We start from the raw sequence: 23352 nt of genomic DNA on the forward strand, positions 1-23352 counted from the left end.
CAGGTGTGACAAAATATTACACATGATTAGATTGTAATTGCCATAATAATGACGAGTGTATATTAAGCATTTAGATGGAATTAACAGAAAATATTTATAAAAAGCACACTTTGTTTGTCTATAATTTTTTAAACTTAAGAGGAAATATTATGCGTAATACATTAATGATTGCAGCAGTAGCGTCAGGTCTAGCTCTTAGCGGTTGTGCTACTGATCCAAACACTGGACAACAACGCTTGAACAAAACTGCTATTGGTACATTGGCAGGTGCTTTAGGCGGCGGCGCAATTTCAAAAGCAACAGGTGGTGATAACACAGGTCGTGATGCCGCGATTGGCGCAGCTTTGGGTGCTGGTGTTGGTTACTACATGGAGCGTCAAGCCAAGCAGCTTGAGCAGCAAATGGCTGGTACGGGTGTAACCGTTACGCCAAATGCGAATGGTAATATTGACCTAGTAATGCCAGGCAACATCACTTTCTCATTTGATGATGCGTCTTTAAACCCATCATTTAGACCAACGCTTGATAAGCTTGCTTCAACGCTAAATGAATATAATCAAAACACGATAACGGTTGCTGGTCATACTGATAGCAAAGGTTCTGATGCTTATAACATGAAACTGTCACGAGATCGTGCTTACGCAGTAGCGAACTATTTAAGCGCACGCGGTGTGGCTTCTAGTCGTATCAATGTCGTCGCTTATGGTGAGTCTCGTCCAGTTGCGGATAACAGCACCGAGTATGGTCGTCAGCAAAACCGCCGTGTTGAATTAACCATCAATGCGCCAAACAACGTACGTTAATTCATACAATAGTGTAGCTGTCACTATAGTAGTGTAGCTGTCACTATAGTGTTGAAAAAGGTCAGTGATAAACTGGCCTTTTTTTATGCCTGATATTTAGATTTCAAATTCAAAATGATTTTAGGTATCAGGATTCCGTTTGCTTTAAATCAATTTAAAATATTTTTGGTACTTCTATTTATAAAACAATCGTTAGCTAAATGGTTATATTAATATCAATTAAATATTGATAATGATTATCAATAACACTATAATTTACAAAGCTTTGTTATTGTAGCGATACTAGGGTAGGTTCTCAGTTCATTTGATTGCCTTATAGATGGACTAAAAATAGCTAAACTTTGTCTAATAGTGTCAAATTCTGGTCAATATCTTGATATTATGGGTGCTGTTTTTCTCCTTTGACTGTCATTCATCTCATTTTTATCAGTATTATTTAAAATGAGGATATGCCCTAATGCTCTTTATTCAAAGCCCATTTTTCTTTTGCGATACTTTTTGAGGATATGTATGACGATTACCACAGTAACGAGCCGTAAGATTTTACCAACTACTTTAGCTGCTGCGCTTGCAGGGTTGTTAATGGTGTCGGGTTGTACCAAGCAAGCCAAGGAAGACACAGACTCTACCGCCGATACGCAAACAGCGGTGCAAGACACAACCGCTGCAGATACGACGAAACTATCAGCGGTTGATCAAGCTTATACCGATAGACTTATGATCAGCTATGCCAACATGGCGCATGCGGCTTATAAAGATTCGCTAGATACTGCTAAAGCCCTGCAAACGGCAGTAGAGACATATGTGACAACACCAACCCAAGCAAACCTTGATGCGGCAAAAGCGGCGTATAAAGCCGCGCGCCAGCCGTATTCGCAAACTGAGATTTTCCGTTTTGATGAAGGCTTTGTGACAGCCAATGATAAACGAGCACTCGGTAGTATCGATGGTTGGGAAGGGCAGGTAAATGCTTGGCCACTTGATGAGGCGCTGATTGATTACGTTAGTGATGGCTATGAAGGTGAATACAATAGCCAAGACAATATCATCAATAGCGATAGCATTACGGTCGGTAGTATCAAACAAGATACCAGTACTATCACTCCTGAGCTATTAGCAGAAATGAATGAGATTGGTGGCAGTGAAGCGAATGTGACGACCGGCTACCATGCGATTGAGTTTATGCTATGGGGACAAGATAATAACGGTGTTGGCGAAGGTGCAGGCAACCGTCCAGTGACTGACTATGTAACTGAAGCGGGTCAATGTACCAGTGGTGAGACGGTCAATGAAGATGCTGGTATATGTGAGCGTCGTGGCGCATTCTTAAAAGCAGCGACTCAATTATTGGTTGATGATTTGACTGCAATGGAAGCTGAGTGGCAGCCTGAGAGTGAGAATACCTTACGTAGCGACCTGATGGCTCGCAAATACGATAATGGTCTACGCCAAATCATGTATCAAATGGGCAGCTTAGCATTGGGTGAGCTTGCTTCTGAGCGTATACAGGTTGCGTTTGTAACGGGCTCCACTGAAGATGAGCATGAATGCTTCAGTGATTTGACCCATCTAAGCTATGCCAACAATGCCCGTGGTATCCAAAATGTCTTTAACGGCAACTATAAGACAGTCGCTGGTAAGAGCGTTGGTGGCTATGGTGTTAAAAACTATCTAGTCGATACGAACAACAAAGAAGCGGCTGATAAATTGGCGACTGACTTTGCTAAGGTAGAAGCCGCCTTTAATGTGATTGTTGAAAAAGGTGAAAAAGAAGGCATCAAAGTTGATCAAATGATTGCCACCGCTGGTCAAGTAAGCAAACAAGGTATTTCAGCTGAAGAGCAAAATACCCGTCGTAGCTGGATTGAAAATAGTATCACTAGCTTACAAGAGCTGACAGCTGGTATCGAAAATGCGGCAAAAGCGGTCGGTATTGACAATTTAGATGCTGACGCAGGTTCGCAATTTTAACTGATCACGAATTTACTGGCTTAACAGCAAGCATAGCAGTGATTGACATAGTATTGACCGACATAGCATTGAGCGATAATGCCTGACAAGTCGTTATAAGCTAATGAGAATTATTTTCATGGAAAAATAATTTAGGTATAATACACACGTTGTCGACTACCGTTGGCAGCGTGTTTTTTTACCATATTAAAATAGCCTGATAGGTCAGTACATCGCTGTACCTTATCGACTAGAAGTGAAACACTTTATAGCATGCGATTTTAATGGTTCTAGATTAGAACTAAGGTACTCTTTATGAACACCACGATGAACACCACAAATATTTTCAAAGCCAAAACCCCTGCCTCTTTTTATGCGTCTTTTGTCAGCAAAACCACCCTGTTAAAGCTAATGCTTGGTATTCTATGTGTTCTATCCCTTAGTGCTTGTCAGCCGACGGACAGTGTCTCTGATGATATTTCTGAAAACGAAAAATCTGCCATTAATAATGCTGACAGCCCAACGCTAACACCTGGACGCCTCCAAACCATCGAAACGCTCGCTGGCGTACCAATGCAGCAATTGGCAAGCTTTGATCCGCAAGAGATCAAGCAAGGTGGTGATACAGGAATCAGTATTAGCAGCGCTGAGAGTTACTCTAAACCTTCATCAAACTTGACGGCATCACGAAAAGGGCATTTCTTTATTGGTAATGCGTTCTTTCGGCAACCGTGGGTGATTGCCCCTGCCAGCACTGACAGCCGCGATGGTCTGGGCGCATTGTTCAATGTTGCTGCCTGTCAGTCGTGCCATGTCAAGGATGGTCGCGGTCATGCACCTATGACCAGTGATGACGATGCCGATAGCTTGCTTATTCGCCTTGCGATGCCAGCGACCACCGATGAGCAGCGTCAGCAACTGCAAAACTCACTTATCGAAAAAGTCGTTCATCCTATGTATGGTGGTCAGTTACAAGATCGAGGTATCCAAGGTGTGCCTGCTGAAGCCAGAATTGCGGTGCAGTGGACAGACAAGCCTGTTACTTTTGCGGATGGTCATATCGAAACATTGCGTGCGCCCACCTTTAATTTAACCAAACCGGGTTATGGTGCATTTGATGATGATTTGATGGTGTCGCCGCGAGTGGCTTTACCGATGATTGGGCTTGGATTACTTGAGCAAATACCGGATGAAGCGATTAAAAAACAAGCGGTTGATAATAAAAACAGTACGAATGGCGATATCAGTGGCAAGTTCAATTGGGTCATGGATCCACAGACTGGCAAGCATGCTCTTGGACGCTTTGGCTGGAAAGCTGGGCAAACCAAGCTGATTACTCAAAACCAAAGTGCTTTTAATGAAGACATGGGTTTGACCTCAAATATACGTCCTCATGAATCCTGTATGCCGACACAGACGGCTTGTATGAATGCGACGACTGGGGCTGATGAGCAAGGCAATGGCAAGCCGCCCGTTGAAGTCAATGATGAAGTGGCTAAGTTTGTGGAGTTTTATACACGCAATTTGGCAGTACCGCATCGGCGTGATGCTGACGATACGCTAGTACTAGCGGGCAAAAAACGCTTTTATGATATGGGTTGCCAAAGTTGCCATACGCCAAGATATCAGTTGCCAAAAACCGACGATGACCATCTTGAGCAGCATGGACAAGTGATTTATCCTTATACGGATTTGCTATTACATGACATGGGTGATGATCTTGCCGATCGCACGATTGCTGGAAAATTACCCGCAAAAAATATCCAAGTTGAGTTTTTAGCGAATTCTTATGAATGGCGTACGCCTGCTTTATGGGGCATTGGTCTGGCGCAAACGGTCGATCCACAAGCAACATTTTTGCATGATGGTCGCGCCCGTACGTTGATGGAAGCGGTGCTATGGCACGGCGGTGAAGCCCAAAAGCAACAGCAAAAAGTACTCAAACTCGACAAACAAGGTCGTTCTGAATTGAATGCGTTCTTACAGTCATTATAGAGATAAGGTCATTTATCTATGCTAAATGAATGAGTAATAACTGAGAAAATAAGTGAGTGTTGATGAGGTTATCCGCCCAATCAAACACTAGAGATTAAAGCTTGTAAAGATTAGAATTTAAACCATTATTGATAATAATATTGAGAAATTTATGAAAATAAACCATGCTTTAGCGATGGCCTTATCGGCCTTAAGCGCAGGCTTGCTGATCAGCTGTGTTAAACCGGCTGATGACAATAAAGCGCCAGAAGTAGATAGCCAAAAAGTTGCGCAAGACAATGCGGCATCTACCAGCGCAGCAAAAAAAGATAGTAGTGGAGATAAAATTGCCGCTGTCGATATTAGTGCCGAGACCGAAAAGACCTATTTGACCCATGTGGCAAATGACATTGTCATTCCAGCCTATGCGGATGCCGCAAAACAGAGTGATTTATTGCATGATTTGGCACAAAAGCATTGTCAGCAAGCACCAGTCAGCGGTGATGAGCTGCAAGCACTGCGTGATCAATGGCTAGTGCTGGCACAAGCATGGGCAGGCGCTGAGATGATTAACTTTGGTCCAGCGACCGCCAGCATGAGTAATTTATATGTCAATTACTATCCTGATGAGCGTGGTCTGGTACACAGTGGCGTTGCCGAGCTAATTGCTGCTAATCCTAAGCTCACCGCCGAGCAATTGGCTAACGAGAGTGCCATCGTGCAAGGGGTGCCAGGATTAGAAGAAGCGTTATATGCCAATGACAGTCTGGATGCTGCTCAATGTGCTTATGTGATGAGTGCAAGCAGTGCTTTGAGCACGCGCCTAAAAGATATTGAGAAAAACTGGCAGCAAAATGCCACTAATCTATTAGCCATTGATAAAACGGCTGACAGCGATCAAGGATTGAATCAATGGTTTAATTCTTTACTCTCGTTGGTTGAGACCATGAAGTCTAATGCCATCGATCAACCGTTAGGCTTAACAGGAAAGGCAAAAGGTCATTTGCCAGCCGCTACCGCAGAGCAAAGCCGTGCCATTATCAATGCTAAATTGGCGAAATTGAATGAAGCACTGACAGATCCCGTTTTGACCGCTATTTTGGGCAGCAATAATGAAAATGAAGTCGCGGATAACTTATCGACCGCGCTTGCTGATGCCACTACACTATTAGCGCAAATGCCAGAAGACTTAGGGACTGCCGATAAAGCCACTCAACAAGAGCTGTATGATCACCTCACGACTATTACACGTCTTATTAAGCGCCAATTGATTCCGACGCTGGGTATCCGTGTGGGCTTTAACAGTACTGATGGCGATTAAAAAATGCACTCTATCGATACTAAGACACCAAATAAATCACAGCCGCGGCCAGAAGATAAGCAGTCTAATAATGAGCTGCTGGCAACATCAGCATTGACGATGCTTTCTACTATAATGGGTACCGTAGCGTTTGTCGGTATTCATCATCGTTATCGCAAGCAGCGTCAGCCTGATGCCCGCTTGCAGGATTATGTCGTAGGCATACGTTCGCAGTTGCAGTCGTTAACCTCTACACCAACACCCCAGCTAGCACGGTTTAGTTACGCTTGTCAGCAAGCCGCTACTGCATGGCAACACGCTTACCATTTATCGCTAGATGATCGGCAAAATACCAATCATCATAGTGTCGCTGACTTTAGTGCGCTACATACCACCACCGTACTGACGCGACCCATTTGTTGGGTTAGCGGCGTGGCGTCTATGCCAAAAAATAGCGCATTAGCAAATGATGATCAGCGTGATGATAATGATTTTGGTGTGGTCGGTATTGATGCTGAGCGACAAATCGTTTGGCAAACGACCATGCCTGAACGTGTTCATGATATTGTCGTTCAGCCTGTGCTTAGTAATCAAGATAGTACGGTGAAGAATCATAGCAGTCGTGACGTTGTGGTTATGGGTCGTCGTCCTAGTGAAAAATTCTGGGTGCTTGATACTGCGACAGGACACGTAAAATTTGCCATTAACGCTGCAAACAATCGTCATTTTTATGGACACGCTTGTTATAGCCTAGATGGTAAGTTGCTGTATGTGACCGAGAATGACACCATAAGTTTGGATGGTAAAATCGGTATCTACGATGCTTACGATAATTATAAAAAAATAGCAGAGTATGACTCGTATGGTATCGGTCCGCATGAGCTGATTATGCATCCTGATGGCGAGACGTTGGTGATCGCTAACGGCGGTATCAAAACCGAGCAAGCGTCACGTGAAGAGCTCAATTTAGACAGTATGCGTCCTTCATTGGTTTACCTTAATCGTCATACTGGCGCTTTACTTGAGCAGATTATGCCTGAGCACAATCAAATGAGCGTGCGTCACCTAGCCATGCATGGCGATGGAACGGTGATGATAGGAATTCAATTCCAAGGTGAAAAACATATCAATGTGCCGTTAGTATTGACCCATAAACGCGGTGATACGGATTTTAAACCTCTTATTATGCCAAACGATCAATGGCAGCGTTTTCATCAATATATCGCCAGTGTGGCGGTTGATAGTGCGCGTAACTTATTATGTGTGACCACGCCAATTGGCGGTTGTGCGGCGATTTATGACTTAAATACTCGTAAATTGATTGATGATGTTAGCCTGCCAGATTGTGCGGGTGTAGCAGTGTTTTTGCGGCAAAGTACTAATAAGACAGCCAATCATTATGAGCGATCAGGTTTTATCGTTAGTGATGGGCAAGGTCAATTGACCAGATTAACGGTCAATGATTTATCTATAGCAAACTCAGACATCGTCACTACAAATGAAGCTATCGTTAAAGACAGTCAATACCATATGATGTCGTTTGATAATCACTTGCAAGCGCTTTGAGTATGAATATGCCGTCTGCATATCAGTCATCTTTACTAAAGAAATCTATACAGCGTTTGGCGCAAGCGGATATTGAGCTACATATCAGCAAAAAGCGGGTCAAAAATATCAACTTTCGCTTAAAACCGCATAAATTAATGGTTTCTGTGCCATTGTTTATTAGTTCAGCCCAAGCTGCGCAGGCTGTGATGAAGCGCGTGTCATGGGCGATAGCAAACCATCCGCAAGTATTAGAGCAGTATAAACGGCAACAACTTCCTTTAGCGCAAGCTTTAACTGCTGATAGTACTTTGCTATTGTGGGGTAAAGAGCAACCGTTCACTTTAAACCATGATGAAAAACTTGCCTATTATCGGCAACATCTTTCTGAAGCGATACCTGCATTATTTGCAAAGTGGCAACCGATTGTCGGTGCGACAGCCAATGAGATACGCCTAAAAAAAATGCATACGCGCTGGGGCAGTTGTAACACGCGTGCGCGCCGAATTTGGTTGTCTGTGTATCTGCCTGCTTATCCTATTGCGTGCACCGAATACGTCATTGTCCATGAGCTGTGTCATTTACACCATGCCAATCATAGTGCGGAGTTTTGGCAGACGGTAGCGAATGCAATGCCAGATTATCAGCATTGGCACGATATGCTGGCAGGGAAGACGGGAAAATTAGATTAAATGATTTATCTAAATAATATCCATAATCGTAAGGCATGTCCTCATTTTCATCACCATCTTTAAAATGAGACACGCTCTAATAAGCCTGATATGATAAGACATAACGATATAAACCGTGTCGTTTAAATAATAAGTTTGTCTACAGGGATGTCATATGGAAAACGTCAATCAAGCGGAATTTTGGCAGCAGCGTTATGAGCAAGACAGTATCGGTTGGGATATGGGACAGGTATCGCCACCGCTCAAAGCTTATATTGACCAACTGCCCGAATCTGCCAAAGAGCAAGCGATTTTGGTGCCGGGTGCGGGCAATGCTTACGAGGTAGGTTATTTACATGAGCAAGGATTTACCAATGTCACCTTGGTTGATTTTGCCCCAGCGCCGATTGCAGCGTTTGCTGAGCGTTATCCTGACTTTCCAGTTGAGCATTTAATCTGTGCCGACTTTTTTGAGTTATCGCCTGAGCAGTATCAATTTGATTGGGTGCTTGAGCAGACGTTTTTTTGTGCGATAAATCCATCACGCCGTGACGAGTATGTGCACCAGATGGCAGCGTTACTAAAACCGAATGGTAAGCTGATTGGTTTGCTCTTTGATAAAGACTTTGGACGAAAAGAACCACCGTTTGGCGGTACAAAAGCTGAATATCAGCAGCGTTTTGAGCAGCACTTTGATATTGAAATCATGGGACCAAGCTATAATTCACATCCTGCACGGCAGGGCAGTGAGCTGTTTATTAAGATGCGTGTAAAAGCATAATTTCGTGCTCAATATTTTTTCTAGCCTGCTTCCCTAACCGTGCATAGTAATAATCTGTCAGATAAAGCATTGGATGTGCCAGTAATTCTTTTAATACTGCCATGCGTCCGACGCGATAATCGTCATCTGAGACATGCGCATACTCTTGGCGTACAGCGTGAGCATAGTGTTCATACTCCGACCAAGATACCCCTAAAATACTTAAGTCCATATCTAGTAAATAAGCGGCATCGCTGTATTTTTCTCTCTCTTTAGCTTTGTTTGACCATTTTTCAACTTGATGACTAGCCGTCATCATAATCAACGCGTAGATATGTTGGCATTGCTCCGCATTTAAATAACCAGTTAATGACTCTAATGCATATTCTGCACTTTTAAGCTCGTTATCTGAGCGCGTCGGTTCATATATCACATCATGATACAACAGTGCTAACGCAATGATATGCGGCTCATGCAAATTACCCTTAACCTGATCGAACTGCCCAAACAACTGCTGAATATGCTGCAAGCTATGATAAGCACGCTGCGGATCGTTATAACGCATGGCGATATCCTGCCAAAGTATGCTCACTTGTTCTAGCGTGATATGGCTACTCATAGCGGATAAATGCTGCGTAAAAATCGTACCAAGCTCAGTATTTAGTTGCGACAAATCGTCCATCGTTAACCTTCGTTTGATAACTGCTGGCAATTTACAACCAACAGATTATTATTTATTAGCAGCATCTTCAAAGGCTTGCTTAAACACTTTACCCAATAAATTGACATCATCGACGCGAGCGTAGTTCAAACGGGTGACAAAAGCAATATGACGATGCGGTCCTTGCTCAGCGAGTGGTATCGCGACGGCATTTTGGTTCTGCAGATGCAGCTGGTCGAGCGCCATTTCTGGCACCAATGTCGTCCCCATATTGGCAAGTGCCATCTGTATAAGGGTGTTTAGACTGGCATCTGAAAAGCTTGATTTCATCTGTGCACGGTCAAAATGACAGACAGACAGGGTTTGATCGGTCAAGCAATGCCCTTCGCCGAGCAGCATAAGATTGGCGGTAGCCAGCTCATCAGCGTTGATGGTTTCAAGCTTGGCATGCACATCATCTTTTGGGAATACGGCAAAGAAATCCTCGCTCCAAAACTCAAAGCTGTGCAAACCATCGACCGCATAAGGTAGCGCGATAATAGCGGTATCAATATGACCGTAACGCACTTGCTCCAGCAAACGCTCCGTTTGTTGCTCAACGATGGTCATACGAAATTCTGGATAATTGGCTCGCAGGGCAGGTAAGACTTTTGGCAGCAGATAAGGCGCAATCGTTGGAATGATGCCGACAGTCATCGGATACGCCAGCGGCGATTGATGGCTATGGGCGCGTGTGGTCAAATCATTGACTTCAGAAAAAACTCGTTGCGCCCGCGTTAAAATGTCTTCACCAATAGGGGTAATCAATACTTGCTTATTATTACGCTCAAAAATCTGCGTATCCAGTTGCTTTTCTAACTCGGCGATACCCAAGCTCAGTGCCGATTGCGAGATATTACAGTCTTCTGCTGCACGTTTGAAGTGACGGTGCTTGGCCACTGCTAAAGCAAACTCAAGTTGACGTAAAGTAATCATAAAACCTCTCTATTAATGGGTTTTTAACGTGATATATTATGCTGATACATTTGGTGTACCAATTCGATATCCAAACTCGATGTCATCTTAACGTAACCTAACGGCTGTATAGTGACTGACGCATGCTCTATAGTGGCTGATGCATAATGCACTGATGATAAAAAGTAGAGAGAATAGTTTAACAAGTTTAATAAAACAAAACATCACATTAAAAACTTTTAACTGGATTAACGATAGGATTCGCGTATAGTTTGTCAGGTAGCCCAAAGCAGTAAAGGCTTAATAGAAACAATCATACCAAGAAATTTCAATCAACTTAACTATCAATCAACTATAAAGGAGCCAATCATGGCGTCTATTATTAATCAAGAAATCCCAGAATTTTCAGCTGATGCGTACGTTAATGGTGAATTCAAAACCATCACTTCAGAAGATGTAAAAGGCAACTGGGCAATCTTTTTATTCTACCCAGCTGACTTTACCTTTGTTTGCCCAACTGAACTTGAAGACATGGCTGCTCATTATGACGAGCTTAAAGGTTTGGGCGTAGAAGTATACTCAGTATCTACTGATACTCATTTCACGCATAAAGCATGGCATGATTCTTCAGAAGCGATCGGTAAAGTACAATACCCAATGATCGGTGATCCTACTGGCCGTATCACTCGTGGCTTTAACGTCATGATCGAAGAAGCAGGTTTGGCTGAACGCGGTACGTTCCTAGTTGATCCAGACGGTTTGATTCAAGTTGCTGAGATTCATGCTGGTGGTATTGGCCGTAGTGCAAAAGACATGCTACGTAAAGTGAAAGCCGCTCAATATGTTCGTGAAAACGATGGCGAAGTTTGCCCAGCAGCTTGGGAAGCTGGTCAAGAAACATTAAAACCAAGTCTTGATCTTGTTGGTAAAATCTAACTCTTGAGTTAATGAACTGGCTCAATACTTTAGATATTTGTAGTGCTGTATATCCTACTTTGAGTTAAACCAGCATTATAAATGAAGACCCCATCAGCATAAGTTGATGGGGTCTTTTTGTGTCATTTATCAATAAGTGTTTTTATTCATGCATTGTGAGAATAAGTGAAGCGCTAAGCATGAGATTGTAGTTTATTTTTATCAATTATCTTATAAATCTCATCTTTTAAATGCAGTTTTCGTCGTTTCATCAGTTCAATTTCTTCATCGCGACTGGTGTGTGTCACCAAGTTTTTATCCAACTGATTAATCTGCTGATCTAGCTGGGTATGCTCATCAAAGATCGTCGCAAAATGACTGTCTTTTAGCTTAAGCTCAGCAATAATGTCTTTGTTATCTTGCCATGTATCAGTCTTTCTCATGTTGTCATCCTTGTTATGAAGCGCAAGTTTGCAGTAAGCATCCGCGCATGGTCGTAAGATTTTTTTGATGAATTGCTATGATTTTGAGACTTGATTTTATTAAGCTAAAACACTATTTAGCTCAATATGGATAAGACCTAATAGTAGCAGAAAGCTTCTTTGATAAACTTGCATAAAAGACAATCTGCAACGAGGGAAATAGGAGTTTTTCCTATTAGCCTCATTTGATTGTAGCGAAAAAATAGCCTTGTTACCATGAGAATAATCTACATGTAGATTAATATTTAATTTTAAATAATAATTAATGATTGGTTTTATAAAACATAAGGTTTGAGTTTCTCAGCTTGCCGAAACCCTCAGAACCTATGATAATAGAGACATCAAAGGGCATAAACTTATGGCCTATAATATTTTAGATAAAATTATTAATACTAAATAGTCTATATTTGAACGAGCAACATGACAGTTGCCGTTACATATCCAGTAATGATGAGGAACAAACATGATAGATAAAAGTTTATTAGATGCCATCAAAAGTTACAGCGAAAAAATGACTCGTCCAATTACCTTTGTATTGGGTAGTGGCGAACATAGCAAGCGTGCTGAATTGATTGATTTTTTGACTAAAATCGCTGGCACCACAGATAAAATCAATTTTGATGCAACAGCAACTGATGACAGCTTACCAAGTCCAATTAGCTTTAAAGTGGTCAGTCATGTCGATGGTGCATTGACTGATACGGGTATTGTTTTTAGTGGTATCCCCGGTGGTCATGAATTTACCTCGTTGATTTTGGCTATTTTGCAAGCCGGTGGTCATACGCTAAAATTGGATGAAAGTATTCAAAAGCTGATTAAGCGTTTTAATAAGCCACTACAGTTTCAAACTTACGTGTCGCTATCTTGCCACAGTTGCCCAGAAGTGGTACAAGCGCTCAACCAGTTTGCACTATTGAACGATGGTATTAGCAACGAGATGATTGATGGTGCTCTATTCCAAGAGCAGGTTGATGCTAATAACATCCAAGGTGTACCAGCGGTATTCTTAAATGGTAAACCGTTTGCCAATGGTCTCATCGACACGGCAAAATTGATTGGAAAGTTGCAAGAGCAATTTCCTGACTTGTTAGCAGAAGCTGATGACGATGCTGAGCAGTTAGAGCAGCAAGATGTGACGATTATTGGTGCAGGTCCAGCTGGTGTTGCCGCTGCGATTTATACCGCTCGTAAAGGCTTAAAAGTGACGATGGTTGCTGATCGTATCGGCGGACAGGTGAAAGACACGCAGGATATCGAAAACTTAATTTCTGTGCCTTTAACGACTGGTACTGAGCTGTCAGCGAACTTTGAAAAGCATTTGCGCGAATACGATATTAATTTAAAAGAGCACGTCAGCGTCAAAGAAATCAGTGAGACAGAAGATGAAAACTATCGCATTCATCTAAACACGGGTGAGACGTTTGAGACACGCAGTATTATCTTAGCGACGGGTGCTCAGTGGCGTAAGCTTGGTGTTCCGGGTGAAGAAGAAAACATCGGTAAAGGTGTGGCTTTCTGTGCTCACTGTGATGGCCCATTCTTTAAGGGTAAAGACATTGCTGTCGTCGGTGGTGGTAACTCTGGTATCGAAGCGGCATTAGATCTTGCTGGTATCGTGAAGCATGTGACCGTGCTTGAGTTCGCGGATGATTTAAAAGCGGATCAGGTATTGATTAACAAAGCCAAAGAGAAAGCCAATATCGAATTTATCACTGGCGCAGCGACGCAAGAAATTAAAGCGACTGATGGCAAAGTGACTTCGATCGTTTATCAAGATCGCAGCACAGGTGATACTCATGAGCGTGACTTGGCAGGGGTGTTTGTACAGATTGGTTTAGTACCGAACTCTGCGTTTGTTAAAGGCTTTGTTGATTTGAACCGTTTTGGCGAGATTGAGATTGATGAGCGCTGCCGTACTGATCGCAAAGGTATCTTTGCTTGTGGTGACGTCACGACTGTGCCATTTAAGCAGATTAATATTGCGATGGGTGAGGGTAGTAAAGCGGCATTATCAGCGTTTGAGTACTTGGTTATGCAGTAAGTTATTTCACGCTAAATTTAGTCTCACAAGCCACCTCTTTTGAGGTGGTTTTTTTATGGGTGCTGATATATTACTTGTAAAAATTTATCAATTAACTTATGTTCGTTAATATTTTATGAGAGCCTTAATAGTGAAAAATAAATATGCAATTCGCAAAAATAATTATTGGGTTAAATGTCTGGTTTTTATATCGTTTATATTCAGTGTAACCAATACTTATGCAGGGCAAACGGTCAATGAGATTCTGAATGAATACTATCCTATCTATAATGAGGCTAAGCAGTGTCGAGGTATTATGGCTAATAACGGTTCATCAGATGGCGAAGGCACACTTTATCAAAACGGTTACTGTATTAAAATTGATAGACAATTAAAGGTAGAAACCAAGCAGGGTACAAGGTTATATATATCGGTCATTGGCGACATCGGTTTTAATGAAGATGGTAGCCAAGCTTATGGAGCACACGTCTTTTCTGGTCTAGTAGGCATGTTTGTTCTAAAGCCACAGGGTTCAGGCTGGGAAGTAGAATCTGCCAATCCAGCGATGAATGCAGGCAGCTCTGGTAAAGCTCTAAAAGACTGGAAGCTGATACAAGTTGCCCCTGATAAGTGGGGATTTATTAATATTCATAGTGACTCGCATTGGGTTCATTCAGGGTCAGCTTTTATTTTACTTACGCCAGACAAGAGTAATATTAGAAGAAGCTGGGTAGAAGCTAAGTATGAACATTCTAATGCAGGATCTGGGTCAGCAGGAAGCTGTAGCAATCCTGATGCCGATACCTGTACACTTTTAAAAGCTAAACTAGGCGTTGATAAGAAGACGATAATTAATGGTTTTTATCCGTTAGAGATTACGCTAAACGGTTTTGAAGATGATAAGGTATATAAAAATCAAGTCTATCTTATTAAGTATCAGCCCCGATTAGGGTATCAAGTACCTAATGATTATCCAATGAAAGATGTCAGCTTTTGATTCATATTCATAACTATATTCGTGTTTCATAAAAATGAACGATAAAAATTTTGAGAGCTTCAAAGGAAGTATTTAAGATGTTCAAATCTAATTTAGGATTACTCAGCTTAAGAAAACTAACGTTCCTTATTACAGTCACATTAATATGCGGTACAGCCTCTGCTGTTGATAGCGTGATAGATATCCTCAAGCAGTACTATCCGCTTTATAACGAAGCATTACAGTGTCATGGTGTCATTGCACCTTCTGGTTCTGTGAATGGTTTAACTAAAGGGCCTTATATGACGGGCTATTGCATAGATATTGATAGGCAAAAGGTCATAGAGACGGATAAAGGTAAACGCTTATATATATTAATTACAGGTGATGTTGGCTTTGATGAAGATGGTGAAGAAGTTTTACGTGGTCATGCCGATAGTGGTTTAGTCGGTATGTTTGTTTTAAAGCCTAAGGGTGAAGGCTGGCAAGTTGAGTCGGCCAATCCTTATATGAATGCAGGCAGTAATGGTCTTGGTTTAGGTGATTGGGATTTAGAACAGTTTGCGACAAATACGTGGGGCTTTATAAATGAGCATGGTGATACGCATCAAGGTTATTACAGTGATAGTCTTGTCATATTGACACCTAGTGGCAGCGGTATTACACAGAGTTGGATAGGTATTAATTTTAATAACGAAAATGCGGGGAAATGCGAAGACGATATGTCAGAGTGTGATGATGTCAAAGCTACTTTTACTGTTGATAGCAGTAGGGTAGTCAATGGGTTTTATCCTTTGGAACTAACCATCAATGGGCGGACAAAAGGTAAGGTATATGCTGATTTTGTTTATCGTATTCATTATCAAAAAGACAAAGGTTATATAGAGCCTAATGATTATCCTTTAAAAGATAACTACTAAGCTCGTTTCCAATGATTCACTTTTAATCAGCCAACACCCCAACCACCGACAGTATCTCACCTGCTTCATCTTCTTTAATTACGCGAGTTTCTTCAAGTGCTGCCTCTCGCCAAGCCTGTAGATGAGGATTGTTTAACATCGTCTCACAATACTGTTTGGTCGTTGATTTCAACACTATATCAGAGGCATCGGCATACGTTTGCAAACGTAGAATAACTGGTGCGAAAAAAGCATCAGCGGCAGTGAAATGACCAAATAGATAACTGTCTGTTGAGCGATTTTTTAAACAATCTGCAAAAATCTCTTCGATACGAGCAATGTCCTTTAAACATGCAGCGCTGGGTTGTATTTTTGCTATGGCTCGAATGTTCATCGGCATGTCACTACGAATGCCCATCAGCCCTGAATGCATTTCAGCGACGATACTTTGGCAATAGGCGCTATTTATTCTGATGCTAGTATTGCTTTTAGTCTCAGACTTACTCAGTCCTGTCCAAACATCTACGTTGGTAAAATAATCATTGATATGCATGGCAATCGCTAAGGTGTCCCAAACTGTGACTTTTTCATCATCTTGACCATAGACCAAAACTGGCACTTTGCCTGTTGGCGCATGCTCATCGAGAATGGGTATCGCGGATGGATGAAACAGTTCAATCAGTTGCTCATCAAAATCAATATTAAAAGCTTTAAGTAGTAGCCAAGCTCGCAATGACCATGACGAATAGTTTTTATTGCCGATAATGAGAAGTGGTTTTTGCATCATAAAATCCTATCAAATTATATAAATAAAATTTGATTATGTACCCAATGCTGAAAATTGACCAGTCTATAGTTCAGTAATTCCAATAAAAAATGCCCATCCAAAATTTGGACGGACGTTTTTTCAGCAGTAGCGATTATATTTAAATCACTATCAATCGTCTAATAAATCCATACGCTTTGCCGCTTCATAAATACCTGTTGAGCGGTTGCCAGTACGGCAAAAGATCAGCATTGGCTGTTCAGCTTGATTAAAGAAATCAGCAAATTCTTCGACATGGTTTTGATTAAGCTCACTACCAGCGAAAGACACTTCTTTATAAGCAAGACCTGCTTTTTTAGCAGCAGCTTCAATCTCGGCGCTAGTCGGCTGGTTTAGTTCTTCACCATCTGGACGGTTATTAATAATGGTTTTAAAACCATTTTCAGCAATCATAGGTACTTGATCAGGGGTGATTTGTCCGGTAATACTAATTTGATGGCTCATAAGAGCTCCTTTTTATTTTTTATATTAAATAAAGTGTGTGGCGTAAAATACAGAATCTTAGACTAATCTTAATAGGCAACTTTCTAAAGAGACCGTATGTAAGCGTTATCGATTTTTTATAGTAATGGTTATAACAAACCTTGCATCAATGCGCTTTGATACAACAATTTAGCACGTGCACCGGTCCCGCAAAACATCAATATTGGTTTAGGCATCGAGCGATAAAACGCCGCAAACTGCTCGACAGTCGCCATGCTCAAGCGCTCATCATCAAACGGTAAATGATGATAAGTAAGGTTGGCTTTTGCCGTCGCACTGGTAAAGTCACTGCTATTGGGCTGCGTTTCTGTCTCGGCATCAGGACGAATATTGAGCACGGAGCGGTAGCCAAGCTCAGCAATCTTGACACATTGGCTTGGATAAATTTGCTTATAAATAGTTAAATTATCGGTCATAAGTCGTTTCGGTCGCGTATATTAAAAGACGTTTGGAGGTATTGTATTGTAGCTAAGCGCCATTTTATAAAGGCTGTACTTTAGGTATCTATTCTAAAGGCTGTATTTTTTAAGGGCTTATACCAATTTAGCATAACACAGCTTTTATCATATCTATATTTTGTCAAAGCATAATAATAATTATGCTTGATTGAGCAACATATGCCTCACAGACCGATTAGACATCCTTTAGCGCATTTACCGCATCCATCGTGCTTAAATAAACTTGACCTGAGAGGTTAGTAATGACCGGAGTATGCTCGATGATGTCCATTACTGGCCCTTTAATAAAGCTAAAGTTTAAATGTTTATTTTGGTTCAACAGCTCTTGATTGAGGCTAATCAGCATCTCTTGTCCGGTCAAATCAATATGATTGACTGCTGACATGATGAGTATGACCTCATGCGCTTCTGGATATTGCTGAGTGGCTTGTATGACCCTACGATGGACGGATTCACTATTGCCAAAAAATAAGCTCTCATCGATACGCAGCATCAATAAATTGCTAAAGGTCACCACATCGTGACGGTTTATATTGCGAAAATGCCCTGTGCCAGCTAGCTGACCAACCACAGCGACGTGCGGTTTACTCGATTGCCAAATGAGGCTAGCAAACGACACCATCAAACCAATCACCAAGCCAGTATTTAATCCAAATATCAATACGCCGATGAATGCCGCCAAAAAGCTGGCCGCATCTAGACGGTCGCGTTGCCATGCCGATTTCAAGGTTGCCATATCAATGAGACCGATGATCGATGCCATGATGGTTGCGCCCAATAAAGCGTAGGGCAATGGTGCGAGTACATTGCCAAAAGCGATTAAAGCAGCAATCATGACCAGCACAGTTACTAAACTTGCAACTGGTGTTTTGGCACCTGAGTCGGCATTGATGGCGGTACGCGAAAAGCCGCCAGCGACGGTAAAGCCTTGAAAAAAGCCACCCGCCATATTGGCGAGCCCCAGTCCAGTCAGCTCACTATTGGCGTTAAAAGCCTCACCGCGCAGGCGTGCATAGTTGCTGGCGACGGAGCTGCTAGAGACAAAGATAATCAATGCTATCAAACCTGCGCTAGGTAATAGATTCAGCGCCTCATCGAAGTCTGGTACATAGGGCAGGGTAAAGGTTGGTAAGCCTTGTGGAATACTCCCAATCGTGGCCACGCCGTTCGTGGTCCAGTGTAAGCTGATGCTCAAAACAATCGCAATACCGAGCAAAATGAGCGGAAATAGTCGCTCAGCCCATTTGGCATAAGACGCTGATAACCAAGATTTCCATAGCCATTTGCTACCGTAGCGATTGGCCACCAACAGTGCAAAAGCAATGACGCCAATAACTAAGGTTAGTGGATGTAGCTGGCGCGCATACATTTGCATGCTTGATAGATAACCGATTAAGTTATTTCCCGCAATAGGAATCGCAGTCAGATATTTAAGCTGACTGACAAAAATCAATACGGCTGCACCACTGATAAAGCCTGCTGAAACGCCGCGACTGATAAACTGCATAATCCAGCCAAGTTTGAGCCGCCCTGCTAGCCATAACATCGTACCAACCATCAATGACAGCAAACTTGCCATCAATATATACTGCTGAGAGCCCTCTGTAGCATAAGGGTGCAGGCTGCTGGCTGTCATAATCGCTGTAATAGCGACAGGCCCTACTGCTTGCACATTACTCGAGCCTATCCATGCATAGACCAACACGGGAACGATGGCCGCGTAGAGTCCATAGACGGGTGGTAATCCTGCCAATACCGCATAACCTAAGCTTTGTGGAATGACGAGCACCCCAACCACCAACCCAGCAACAACGTCAGTTGGCAAGGCAGACAGCTGGTATTGACGCAACCAAGCAGGAATCAGACGAGCGGTGATAGAAGGCATAGCAATATGTCATCACAATATATAGTCAAACCTATATAAATCAGATACGGTGTCAGGCTCGCTTAGTCTACTATTTGTAGTACTTTCGCTTGCCTTCCTTGTATCTAAACTATATTGAACCGACTATAGTAGAAAAAATTGAATAGAAGAAAATTTAATTACAGCTAAGCGCTAAATTCACAAGGTAATGCTGAAAAATGACGCTAACAAGTGATTCTAAAAACTCAAGCCAATAAACTAGCTGTCAGTTTTGGCACAAAAGCGTTCATACAATAAATGTAACACCGCCAAGGCATCGTCACTGGCAATACTATAATAAATTTGCTTGCCTTCGCGGCGGGTCGTCACCAGCGCATCTTTGCGTAGAATACCAAGCTGCTGTGACAAGCTTGGCTGACCAACACCGACTAAGCTTTCAAGCTCGCTGACGCAATACTCTCCTTGAGTCAACTGACATAAGAGTAATAAGCGATCCGGATGTGAAAGCGACTTTAATAATTGGCTGGCTTGCATGGACGCTTGCTGCATTTGCTCAGCAAGGTCTTTAGGGGCAAAGTCTGCTACGCTAGATGACGCATCATCAATGCTAGTAGTCGAGGTGCTCAATGCTGAAGTAGAAGTAGTCAGAGCAAGCTCCTTATATAAGACATAATAAAAAATTTAGGATTAATAGCTAAGATAAGATTAATTATCAATGATATTGCCACGGATAGCAAGTTATCATTATTTACATTATATAAATTGATAAAATGTTAAATCGTTGCTATATTGGCATGCATCGTTGATAAATATGTGGCGGTCAATACGATAAGCTGAAGCCGGTGCATATTATACTGAACAATTTATCAAAAAATAAAATATTCATCTAAAAGCAAAGAGGTAGCCATGCAAGTTCATTCATTCTTACATAGCGACACAGAAACTTATACTCACGTACTCGCGGACGTTCAACAACAAGTCTGTGCCATCATCGATCCGGTGTTGGATTTTGATGCTAAGTCAGGGCGCACTAGTACTACTAGCGTCGATGAGGTGATAGGGTTCGTCCGCGAGCATGGTTGGGAGCTGGTTTACATAATAGAGACTCATGCGCATGCTGACCATATATCCGCCGCGATACATGTCAAAGATACACTTGGCGGGCAGTTGGTAATCGGTCAACATATCACCGAAGTGCAAAAAATATTTAAGCAAATATTCAACTTTGATACCAGCTTTCGCACCGATGCCAGCCAGTTCGATATTCTAACGGATGAGGGCGATACTTTGGTGCTTGGCAATATTACTATTACGGTCATGTATGTACCGGGTCATACGCCGGCAGATATGGCCTATATTGCGACTGATGATGAAAAGACCGTGGTCTTTGTTGGTGATACTTTATTTGCTCCTGATGTCGGGACGGCTCGCTGTGACTTTCCGGGTGGCGATGCCAAGACGCTGTACCACTCAATCAAGAAGCTCCTTGCTCTCCCTGAAGACACGATAATATATCTGTGCCATGATTATCCAAGCAAGGGTCGTCAACACTGTCCAACCACGACTGTCGCTGCACAAAAACTGGGCAATATCCATGTCAAAGATGGTATCAATGAAGCAGAGTTTGTGCAAATGCGTGAGCGCCGCGATGCCACTCTTGATATGCCGCGTCTAATTATTCCATCGGTACAAGTAAATATCGATGCAGGTCATTTCCCAGAGCCAGAAGACAATGGTACCCGTTATCTCAAAGTACCGATTAATGTACTTGGGCAATAAGACAGATATCAGGATAAGCAGACATCAGAATAAGCAAACATTATAAACATGCATCACGTTACGTAAGCACAATACGAGTATAAGCCATCATAATGCTAGTCTTTACCGTAAACACATGGCTATATTACTCCTCTACCATTAAGCCTTCACACTTAAGGATTGAACCATGGAAATTAATATCGGCAGTACTGAGCGTTTACTACGTATCATCGCGGGTGTTGTGATTATCGGCTTGGGTTTGTATTTTCAAAGCTGGTGGGGCGTGATTGGCTTAGTGCCTTTACTCACGGGACTCTTCCGCTTTTGTCCTTTGTATAAAATGCTTGGGGTGAATACCTGCAAGCGTTAAAAAGTCGCTAGATTTATTGTCATAAATACATAATCAAGCATGGGTATTGGATACTTTGATCGACCAATACCCATGCTACTTGTATAGGAGTCTTATAATGAGTGAGCAAAACTCTCATCTGGTCTGCCCACATTGTCAGGCAACCAACCGCATACCAGCAGCCAAACTTAGTGCTGCGCCAAATTGTGGCAAATGTGGTCAGCCGTTATTAACGGGGAGTCCTCATGAACTAAACGCCCAAACGGTTCGTAAAGTCATTCAAAAAAATGAAGTCTTGACCATCGTTGATTTTTGGGCGAGTTGGTGTCAGCCGTGTCTGATGATGGCACCGCAGTTCAAGACGGCAGCCAGTCAGTTGCCACAAGTAGTGTTTGCCAAAATACAAACCGATAAATATGAGCAAGCGGCGGCACCTTATAATATTCGCAGTTTGCCAACCATGGTGGCTTTTAAAAATGGTAGAGAGATAGCACGGCAGTCAGGTGCGTTACCTAGCGATCAAATTGTTCAGTGGGTACAAAGCTTACATTCTTGAGTTTTAACGGATTATGATTATAAAAAAGCCAGTATGCTTATTGCATGCTGGCTTTTTTATAACAAATACTATCTAAAGTCATCAAAGAGTTGAGCAGTTAAATATTACTTATCAAACTTAACTTATTAAATATAATCTATTACACATAATCTATCACGTATTACTCGCCATAAATCTTAACACCATTGGCAAAGCTACAACGCTGAATGCGGGCGGATTGAATGATGGCATCACGCTCGCCATAGAGCCGTGATAATTTTGCATCGCGCGCCTTGGTATTGTTGCTTTTGCCAACGCCAAAGCTAATATTAGGGGAAATACCCCAACGCCCTGCAGAAACCCCAACCCCGACACCTGAGGCGGATAAAGTTGATTGCTCATTGCGCGCCGCGTCGACATAGCGATTGACGCGGGTATATTCTTGACTAAGGGCTTGGCAATCGTAACTTTGATACGTGCTTGGCGGCACATATTGTGGCGTGACATTACCCGTCGAGGCACAGCCTGAGAGACCAAAAATGCCAGCTGTCGCCAGTAGTGTCGCTGCAGTAAGAGTTTTCATAGTGGCTCCATTAGGCTAGGTTAAGGTGATTGGATTTATGTAAGATAGCAAAAATAATGAGATTAAGATATTGAAAATATAGCAATTATTAAATATTTTCAATACTAGTAATATAAGTATTTGTGCAATCAAAATATGATATGTTTATTAAAATAAGTTGCCAGGTTTAGCAAAGGCAAGTACCACAATGCCCAGATATGCCGCTCCAGCAATAAGAATACCGGTCTTTCTTTGGCTAGATGTGGCGTTATTATTGAACGCTTTGATACTGGCACTGATAGCCGCAACCAGTAAGATTACTTTTGCAAACACCCATTGTATGGGTGCATTGGCACTCATCAGCTGCATTAGCATGACTGCCCCTGACACAATAATGAGGGCATAGAGAATGTGCGAAGAGATTTTGACCACGCGTGGCGCTTGCTTGTTTGAGCTTAATACCAAATAGCTCTGATATAAAAACAGGGCAATGAGCAATACAGCCATGAGCATGTGTAGATGTTTCATGAGATATTATTTCCTTTAAAGGTGCAGTTTCAGCGCTTACTGGTTACATATAATGATGGTATGGAAAATACTATCTTCG

General features: G+C 42.2%; 24 protein-coding genes. 14 read left to right on the plus strand and 10 right to left on the minus strand.

The features are described 5' to 3' along the window. Nucleotides 1–149: 149 nt before the first annotated feature. The 7 genes from JFC08_RS13955 to JFC08_RS06725 all read left to right on the plus strand — a co-directional run bounded on the left by JFC08_RS13955 (nucleotide 150) and on the right by JFC08_RS06725 (nucleotide 9024). Entirely contained in the window at nucleotides 150–803 is a 654-nt protein-coding gene (locus tag JFC08_RS13955) for a YiaD family glycine zipper/OmpA-like lipoprotein (protein ID WP_055124860.1), read from the plus strand. A gap of 510 nt (nucleotides 804–1313) precedes the next feature. Continuing rightward, on the plus strand, nucleotides 1314–2774 hold the full coding sequence (locus JFC08_RS06700) for an imelysin family protein (RefSeq protein WP_198330174.1): 1461 nt from the start codon (nucleotides 1314–1316) through the stop codon (nucleotides 2772–2774). Between the two features lie 294 nt (nucleotides 2775–3068). Then, nucleotides 3069–4748, plus strand: coding sequence for a di-heme oxidoreductase family protein (locus JFC08_RS06705; RefSeq protein WP_227697684.1), 1680 nt, complete (start codon nucleotides 3069–3071; stop codon nucleotides 4746–4748). 151 nt (nucleotides 4749–4899) lie between these two features. Then, a complete protein-coding gene (locus JFC08_RS06710; protein WP_198330175.1) occupies nucleotides 4900–6048 on the plus strand; it encodes an imelysin family protein in 1149 nt (382 codons plus the stop codon). 3 nt (nucleotides 6049–6051) lie between these two features. Beyond that, nucleotides 6052–7593: a DUF1513 domain-containing protein gene (locus tag JFC08_RS06715; RefSeq protein ID WP_198330176.1), complete on the plus strand. Its 1542-nt coding sequence runs from the start codon at nucleotides 6052–6054 to the stop codon at nucleotides 7591–7593. Nucleotides 7594–7595: 2 nt separating this feature from the next. After that, nucleotides 7596–8264, plus strand: coding sequence for a M48 family metallopeptidase (locus tag JFC08_RS06720; RefSeq protein ID WP_198330177.1), 669 nt, complete (start codon nucleotides 7596–7598; stop codon nucleotides 8262–8264). Between the two features lie 154 nt (nucleotides 8265–8418). Beyond that, on the plus strand, nucleotides 8419–9024 hold the full coding sequence (locus JFC08_RS06725; RefSeq protein WP_198330178.1) for a methyltransferase domain-containing protein: 606 nt from the start codon (nucleotides 8419–8421) through the stop codon (nucleotides 9022–9024). Here the strand turns inward: JFC08_RS06725 and JFC08_RS06730 are convergent. Together JFC08_RS06730 and JFC08_RS06735 are read right to left on the minus strand one after the other, a co-directional pair. Continuing rightward, a complete protein-coding gene (locus JFC08_RS06730) occupies nucleotides 9002–9685 on the minus strand; it encodes an HD domain-containing protein (RefSeq protein ID WP_198330179.1) in 684 nt (227 codons plus the stop codon). The genes JFC08_RS06725 and JFC08_RS06730 overlap by 23 nt on opposite strands. Before the next feature lie 48 nt (nucleotides 9686–9733). Then, nucleotides 9734–10639, minus strand: coding sequence for a hydrogen peroxide-inducible genes activator (locus JFC08_RS06735; protein ID WP_198330180.1), 906 nt, complete (start codon nucleotides 10637–10639; stop codon nucleotides 9734–9736). Nucleotides 10640–10987: 348 nt separating this feature from the next. Between JFC08_RS06735 and ahpC the strand changes: the two genes are divergently transcribed. Further along, nucleotides 10988–11554 (plus strand): alkyl hydroperoxide reductase subunit C, encoded by a 567-nt coding sequence (gene ahpC / locus JFC08_RS06740; RefSeq protein WP_045453533.1) that lies wholly within the window; start codon nucleotides 10988–10990, stop codon nucleotides 11552–11554. Nucleotides 11555–11727: 173 nt separating this feature from the next. Here the strand turns inward: ahpC and JFC08_RS06745 are convergent, their stop codons facing one another. After that, complete coding sequence (locus JFC08_RS06745; RefSeq protein ID WP_045444089.1) at nucleotides 11728–11976, minus strand: HP1242/YdcH family protein; 249 nt, start codon at nucleotides 11974–11976, stop codon at nucleotides 11728–11730. A 502-nt stretch (nucleotides 11977–12478) separates the two neighbouring features. Between JFC08_RS06745 and ahpF the strand changes: the two genes are divergently transcribed. The 3 genes from ahpF (at nucleotide 12479) to JFC08_RS06760 (ending at nucleotide 15931) form a co-directional block, all read left to right on the plus strand. Next, on the plus strand, nucleotides 12479–14056 hold the full coding sequence (ahpF, locus tag JFC08_RS06750) for an alkyl hydroperoxide reductase subunit F (protein ID WP_198330181.1): 1578 nt from the start codon (nucleotides 12479–12481) through the stop codon (nucleotides 14054–14056). A 130-nt stretch (nucleotides 14057–14186) separates the two neighbouring features. After that, nucleotides 14187–15032, plus strand: a complete 846-nt coding sequence (locus JFC08_RS06755; RefSeq protein ID WP_198330182.1) for a hypothetical protein — start codon at nucleotides 14187–14189, stop codon at nucleotides 15030–15032. 77 nt (nucleotides 15033–15109) lie between these two features. After that, nucleotides 15110–15931, plus strand: coding sequence for a hypothetical protein (locus tag JFC08_RS06760; RefSeq protein ID WP_193007175.1), 822 nt, complete (start codon nucleotides 15110–15112; stop codon nucleotides 15929–15931). Between the two features lie 22 nt (nucleotides 15932–15953). Here JFC08_RS06760 and JFC08_RS06765 read toward each other — a convergent pair whose 3' ends face one another. The 5 genes from JFC08_RS06765 to JFC08_RS06785 all read right to left on the minus strand — a co-directional run bounded on the left by JFC08_RS06765 (nucleotide 15954) and on the right by JFC08_RS06785 (nucleotide 20168). Continuing rightward, nucleotides 15954–16694 (minus strand): glutathione S-transferase family protein, encoded by a 741-nt coding sequence (locus tag JFC08_RS06765; protein ID WP_198330183.1) that lies wholly within the window; start codon nucleotides 16692–16694, stop codon nucleotides 15954–15956. A gap of 153 nt (nucleotides 16695–16847) precedes the next feature. Then, complete coding sequence (locus tag JFC08_RS06770; protein ID WP_198330184.1) at nucleotides 16848–17180, minus strand: protein tyrosine phosphatase family protein; 333 nt, start codon at nucleotides 17178–17180, stop codon at nucleotides 16848–16850. 128 nt (nucleotides 17181–17308) lie between these two features. Next, nucleotides 17309–17635 (minus strand): protein tyrosine phosphatase family protein, encoded by a 327-nt coding sequence (locus JFC08_RS06775; RefSeq protein WP_198330185.1) that lies wholly within the window; start codon nucleotides 17633–17635, stop codon nucleotides 17309–17311. A 217-nt stretch (nucleotides 17636–17852) separates the two neighbouring features. Then, a complete protein-coding gene (locus tag JFC08_RS06780) occupies nucleotides 17853–19562 on the minus strand; it encodes a SulP family inorganic anion transporter (RefSeq protein WP_198330186.1) in 1710 nt (569 codons plus the stop codon). Nucleotides 19563–19799: 237 nt separating this feature from the next. Then, a complete protein-coding gene (locus JFC08_RS06785) occupies nucleotides 19800–20168 on the minus strand; it encodes an ArsR/SmtB family transcription factor (RefSeq protein ID WP_319020723.1) in 369 nt (122 codons plus the stop codon). Nucleotides 20169–20447: 279 nt separating this feature from the next. Here JFC08_RS06785 and JFC08_RS06790 point away from each other — a divergent pair, with 279 nt between their 5' ends. The 3 genes from JFC08_RS06790 (at nucleotide 20448) to trxC (ending at nucleotide 22204) form a co-directional block, all read left to right on the plus strand. After that, nucleotides 20448–21320 carry an MBL fold metallo-hydrolase gene (locus JFC08_RS06790; protein WP_198330187.1) on the plus strand — a complete coding sequence of 291 codons (873 nt, stop codon included), beginning with the start codon at nucleotides 20448–20450 and terminating at the stop codon, nucleotides 21318–21320. A gap of 166 nt (nucleotides 21321–21486) precedes the next feature. Further along, the gene (locus JFC08_RS06795; RefSeq protein WP_198330188.1) at nucleotides 21487–21669 is read left to right on the plus strand and encodes a YgaP family membrane protein; all 183 of its coding nucleotides are present in this window, start codon (nucleotides 21487–21489) and stop codon (nucleotides 21667–21669) included. Nucleotides 21670–21766: 97 nt separating this feature from the next. After that, nucleotides 21767–22204 (plus strand): thioredoxin TrxC, encoded by a 438-nt coding sequence (gene trxC / locus JFC08_RS06800; RefSeq protein WP_198330189.1) that lies wholly within the window; start codon nucleotides 21767–21769, stop codon nucleotides 22202–22204. 160 nt (nucleotides 22205–22364) lie between these two features. Here trxC and JFC08_RS06805 read toward each other — a convergent pair whose 3' ends face one another. Then, complete coding sequence (locus tag JFC08_RS06805; RefSeq protein WP_045444098.1) at nucleotides 22365–22766, minus strand: hypothetical protein; 402 nt, start codon at nucleotides 22764–22766, stop codon at nucleotides 22365–22367. 147 nt (nucleotides 22767–22913) lie between these two features. Then, entirely contained in the window at nucleotides 22914–23273 is a 360-nt protein-coding gene (locus tag JFC08_RS06810) for a SirB2 family protein (RefSeq protein ID WP_198330190.1), read from the minus strand. Between the last annotated feature and the right edge of the window lie 79 nt (nucleotides 23274–23352).

Origin of the sequence: Psychrobacter cibarius (assembly GCF_016107535.1) — a bacterium.
GTDB classification, from domain to species: Bacteria; Pseudomonadota; Gammaproteobacteria; order Pseudomonadales; family Moraxellaceae; genus Psychrobacter; species Psychrobacter cibarius.

What these genes read in the sequence shown, in the direction of transcription:
- JFC08_RS13955 (WP_055124860.1), top strand. Translation starts at nt 150, where the DNA reads ATGCGTAATACATTAATGATTGCAGCAGTAGCGTCAGGTCTAGCTCTT.
- JFC08_RS06700 (WP_198330174.1), top strand. Translation starts at nt 1,314, where the DNA reads ATGACGATTACCACAGTAACGAGCCGTAAGATTTTACCAACTACTTTA.
- JFC08_RS06705 (WP_227697684.1), top strand. Translation starts at nt 3,069, where the DNA reads ATGAACACCACGATGAACACCACAAATATTTTCAAAGCCAAAACCCCT.
- JFC08_RS06710 (WP_198330175.1), top strand. Translation starts at nt 4,900, where the DNA reads ATGAAAATAAACCATGCTTTAGCGATGGCCTTATCGGCCTTAAGCGCA.
- JFC08_RS06715 (WP_198330176.1), top strand. Translation starts at nt 6,052, where the DNA reads ATGCACTCTATCGATACTAAGACACCAAATAAATCACAGCCGCGGCCA.
- JFC08_RS06720 (WP_198330177.1), top strand. Translation starts at nt 7,596, where the DNA reads ATGAATATGCCGTCTGCATATCAGTCATCTTTACTAAAGAAATCTATA.
- JFC08_RS06725 (WP_198330178.1), top strand. Translation starts at nt 8,419, where the DNA reads ATGGAAAACGTCAATCAAGCGGAATTTTGGCAGCAGCGTTATGAGCAA.
- JFC08_RS06730 (WP_198330179.1), bottom strand. Translation starts at nt 9,685, where the DNA reads ATGGACGATTTGTCGCAACTAAATACTGAGCTTGGTACGATTTTTACG.
- JFC08_RS06735 (WP_198330180.1), bottom strand. Translation starts at nt 10,639, where the DNA reads ATGATTACTTTACGTCAACTTGAGTTTGCTTTAGCAGTGGCCAAGCAC.
- ahpC (WP_045453533.1), top strand. Translation starts at nt 10,988, where the DNA reads ATGGCGTCTATTATTAATCAAGAAATCCCAGAATTTTCAGCTGATGCG.
- JFC08_RS06745 (WP_045444089.1), bottom strand. Translation starts at nt 11,976, where the DNA reads ATGAGAAAGACTGATACATGGCAAGATAACAAAGACATTATTGCTGAG.
- ahpF (WP_198330181.1), top strand. Translation starts at nt 12,479, where the DNA reads ATGATAGATAAAAGTTTATTAGATGCCATCAAAAGTTACAGCGAAAAA.
- JFC08_RS06760 (WP_193007175.1), top strand. Translation starts at nt 15,110, where the DNA reads ATGTTCAAATCTAATTTAGGATTACTCAGCTTAAGAAAACTAACGTTC.
- JFC08_RS06765 (WP_198330183.1), bottom strand. Translation starts at nt 16,694, where the DNA reads ATGCAAAAACCACTTCTCATTATCGGCAATAAAAACTATTCGTCATGG.
- JFC08_RS06770 (WP_198330184.1), bottom strand. Translation starts at nt 17,180, where the DNA reads ATGAGCCATCAAATTAGTATTACCGGACAAATCACCCCTGATCAAGTA.
- JFC08_RS06775 (WP_198330185.1), bottom strand. Translation starts at nt 17,635, where the DNA reads ATGACCGATAATTTAACTATTTATAAGCAAATTTATCCAAGCCAATGT.
- JFC08_RS06780 (WP_198330186.1), bottom strand. Translation starts at nt 19,562, where the DNA reads ATGCCTTCTATCACCGCTCGTCTGATTCCTGCTTGGTTGCGTCAATAC.
- JFC08_RS06790 (WP_198330187.1), top strand. Translation starts at nt 20,448, where the DNA reads ATGCAAGTTCATTCATTCTTACATAGCGACACAGAAACTTATACTCAC.
- JFC08_RS06795 (WP_198330188.1), top strand. Translation starts at nt 21,487, where the DNA reads ATGGAAATTAATATCGGCAGTACTGAGCGTTTACTACGTATCATCGCG.
- trxC (WP_198330189.1), top strand. Translation starts at nt 21,767, where the DNA reads ATGAGTGAGCAAAACTCTCATCTGGTCTGCCCACATTGTCAGGCAACC.
- JFC08_RS06805 (WP_045444098.1), bottom strand. Translation starts at nt 22,766, where the DNA reads ATGAAAACTCTTACTGCAGCGACACTACTGGCGACAGCTGGCATTTTT.
- JFC08_RS06810 (WP_198330190.1), bottom strand. Translation starts at nt 23,273, where the DNA reads ATGAAACATCTACACATGCTCATGGCTGTATTGCTCATTGCCCTGTTT.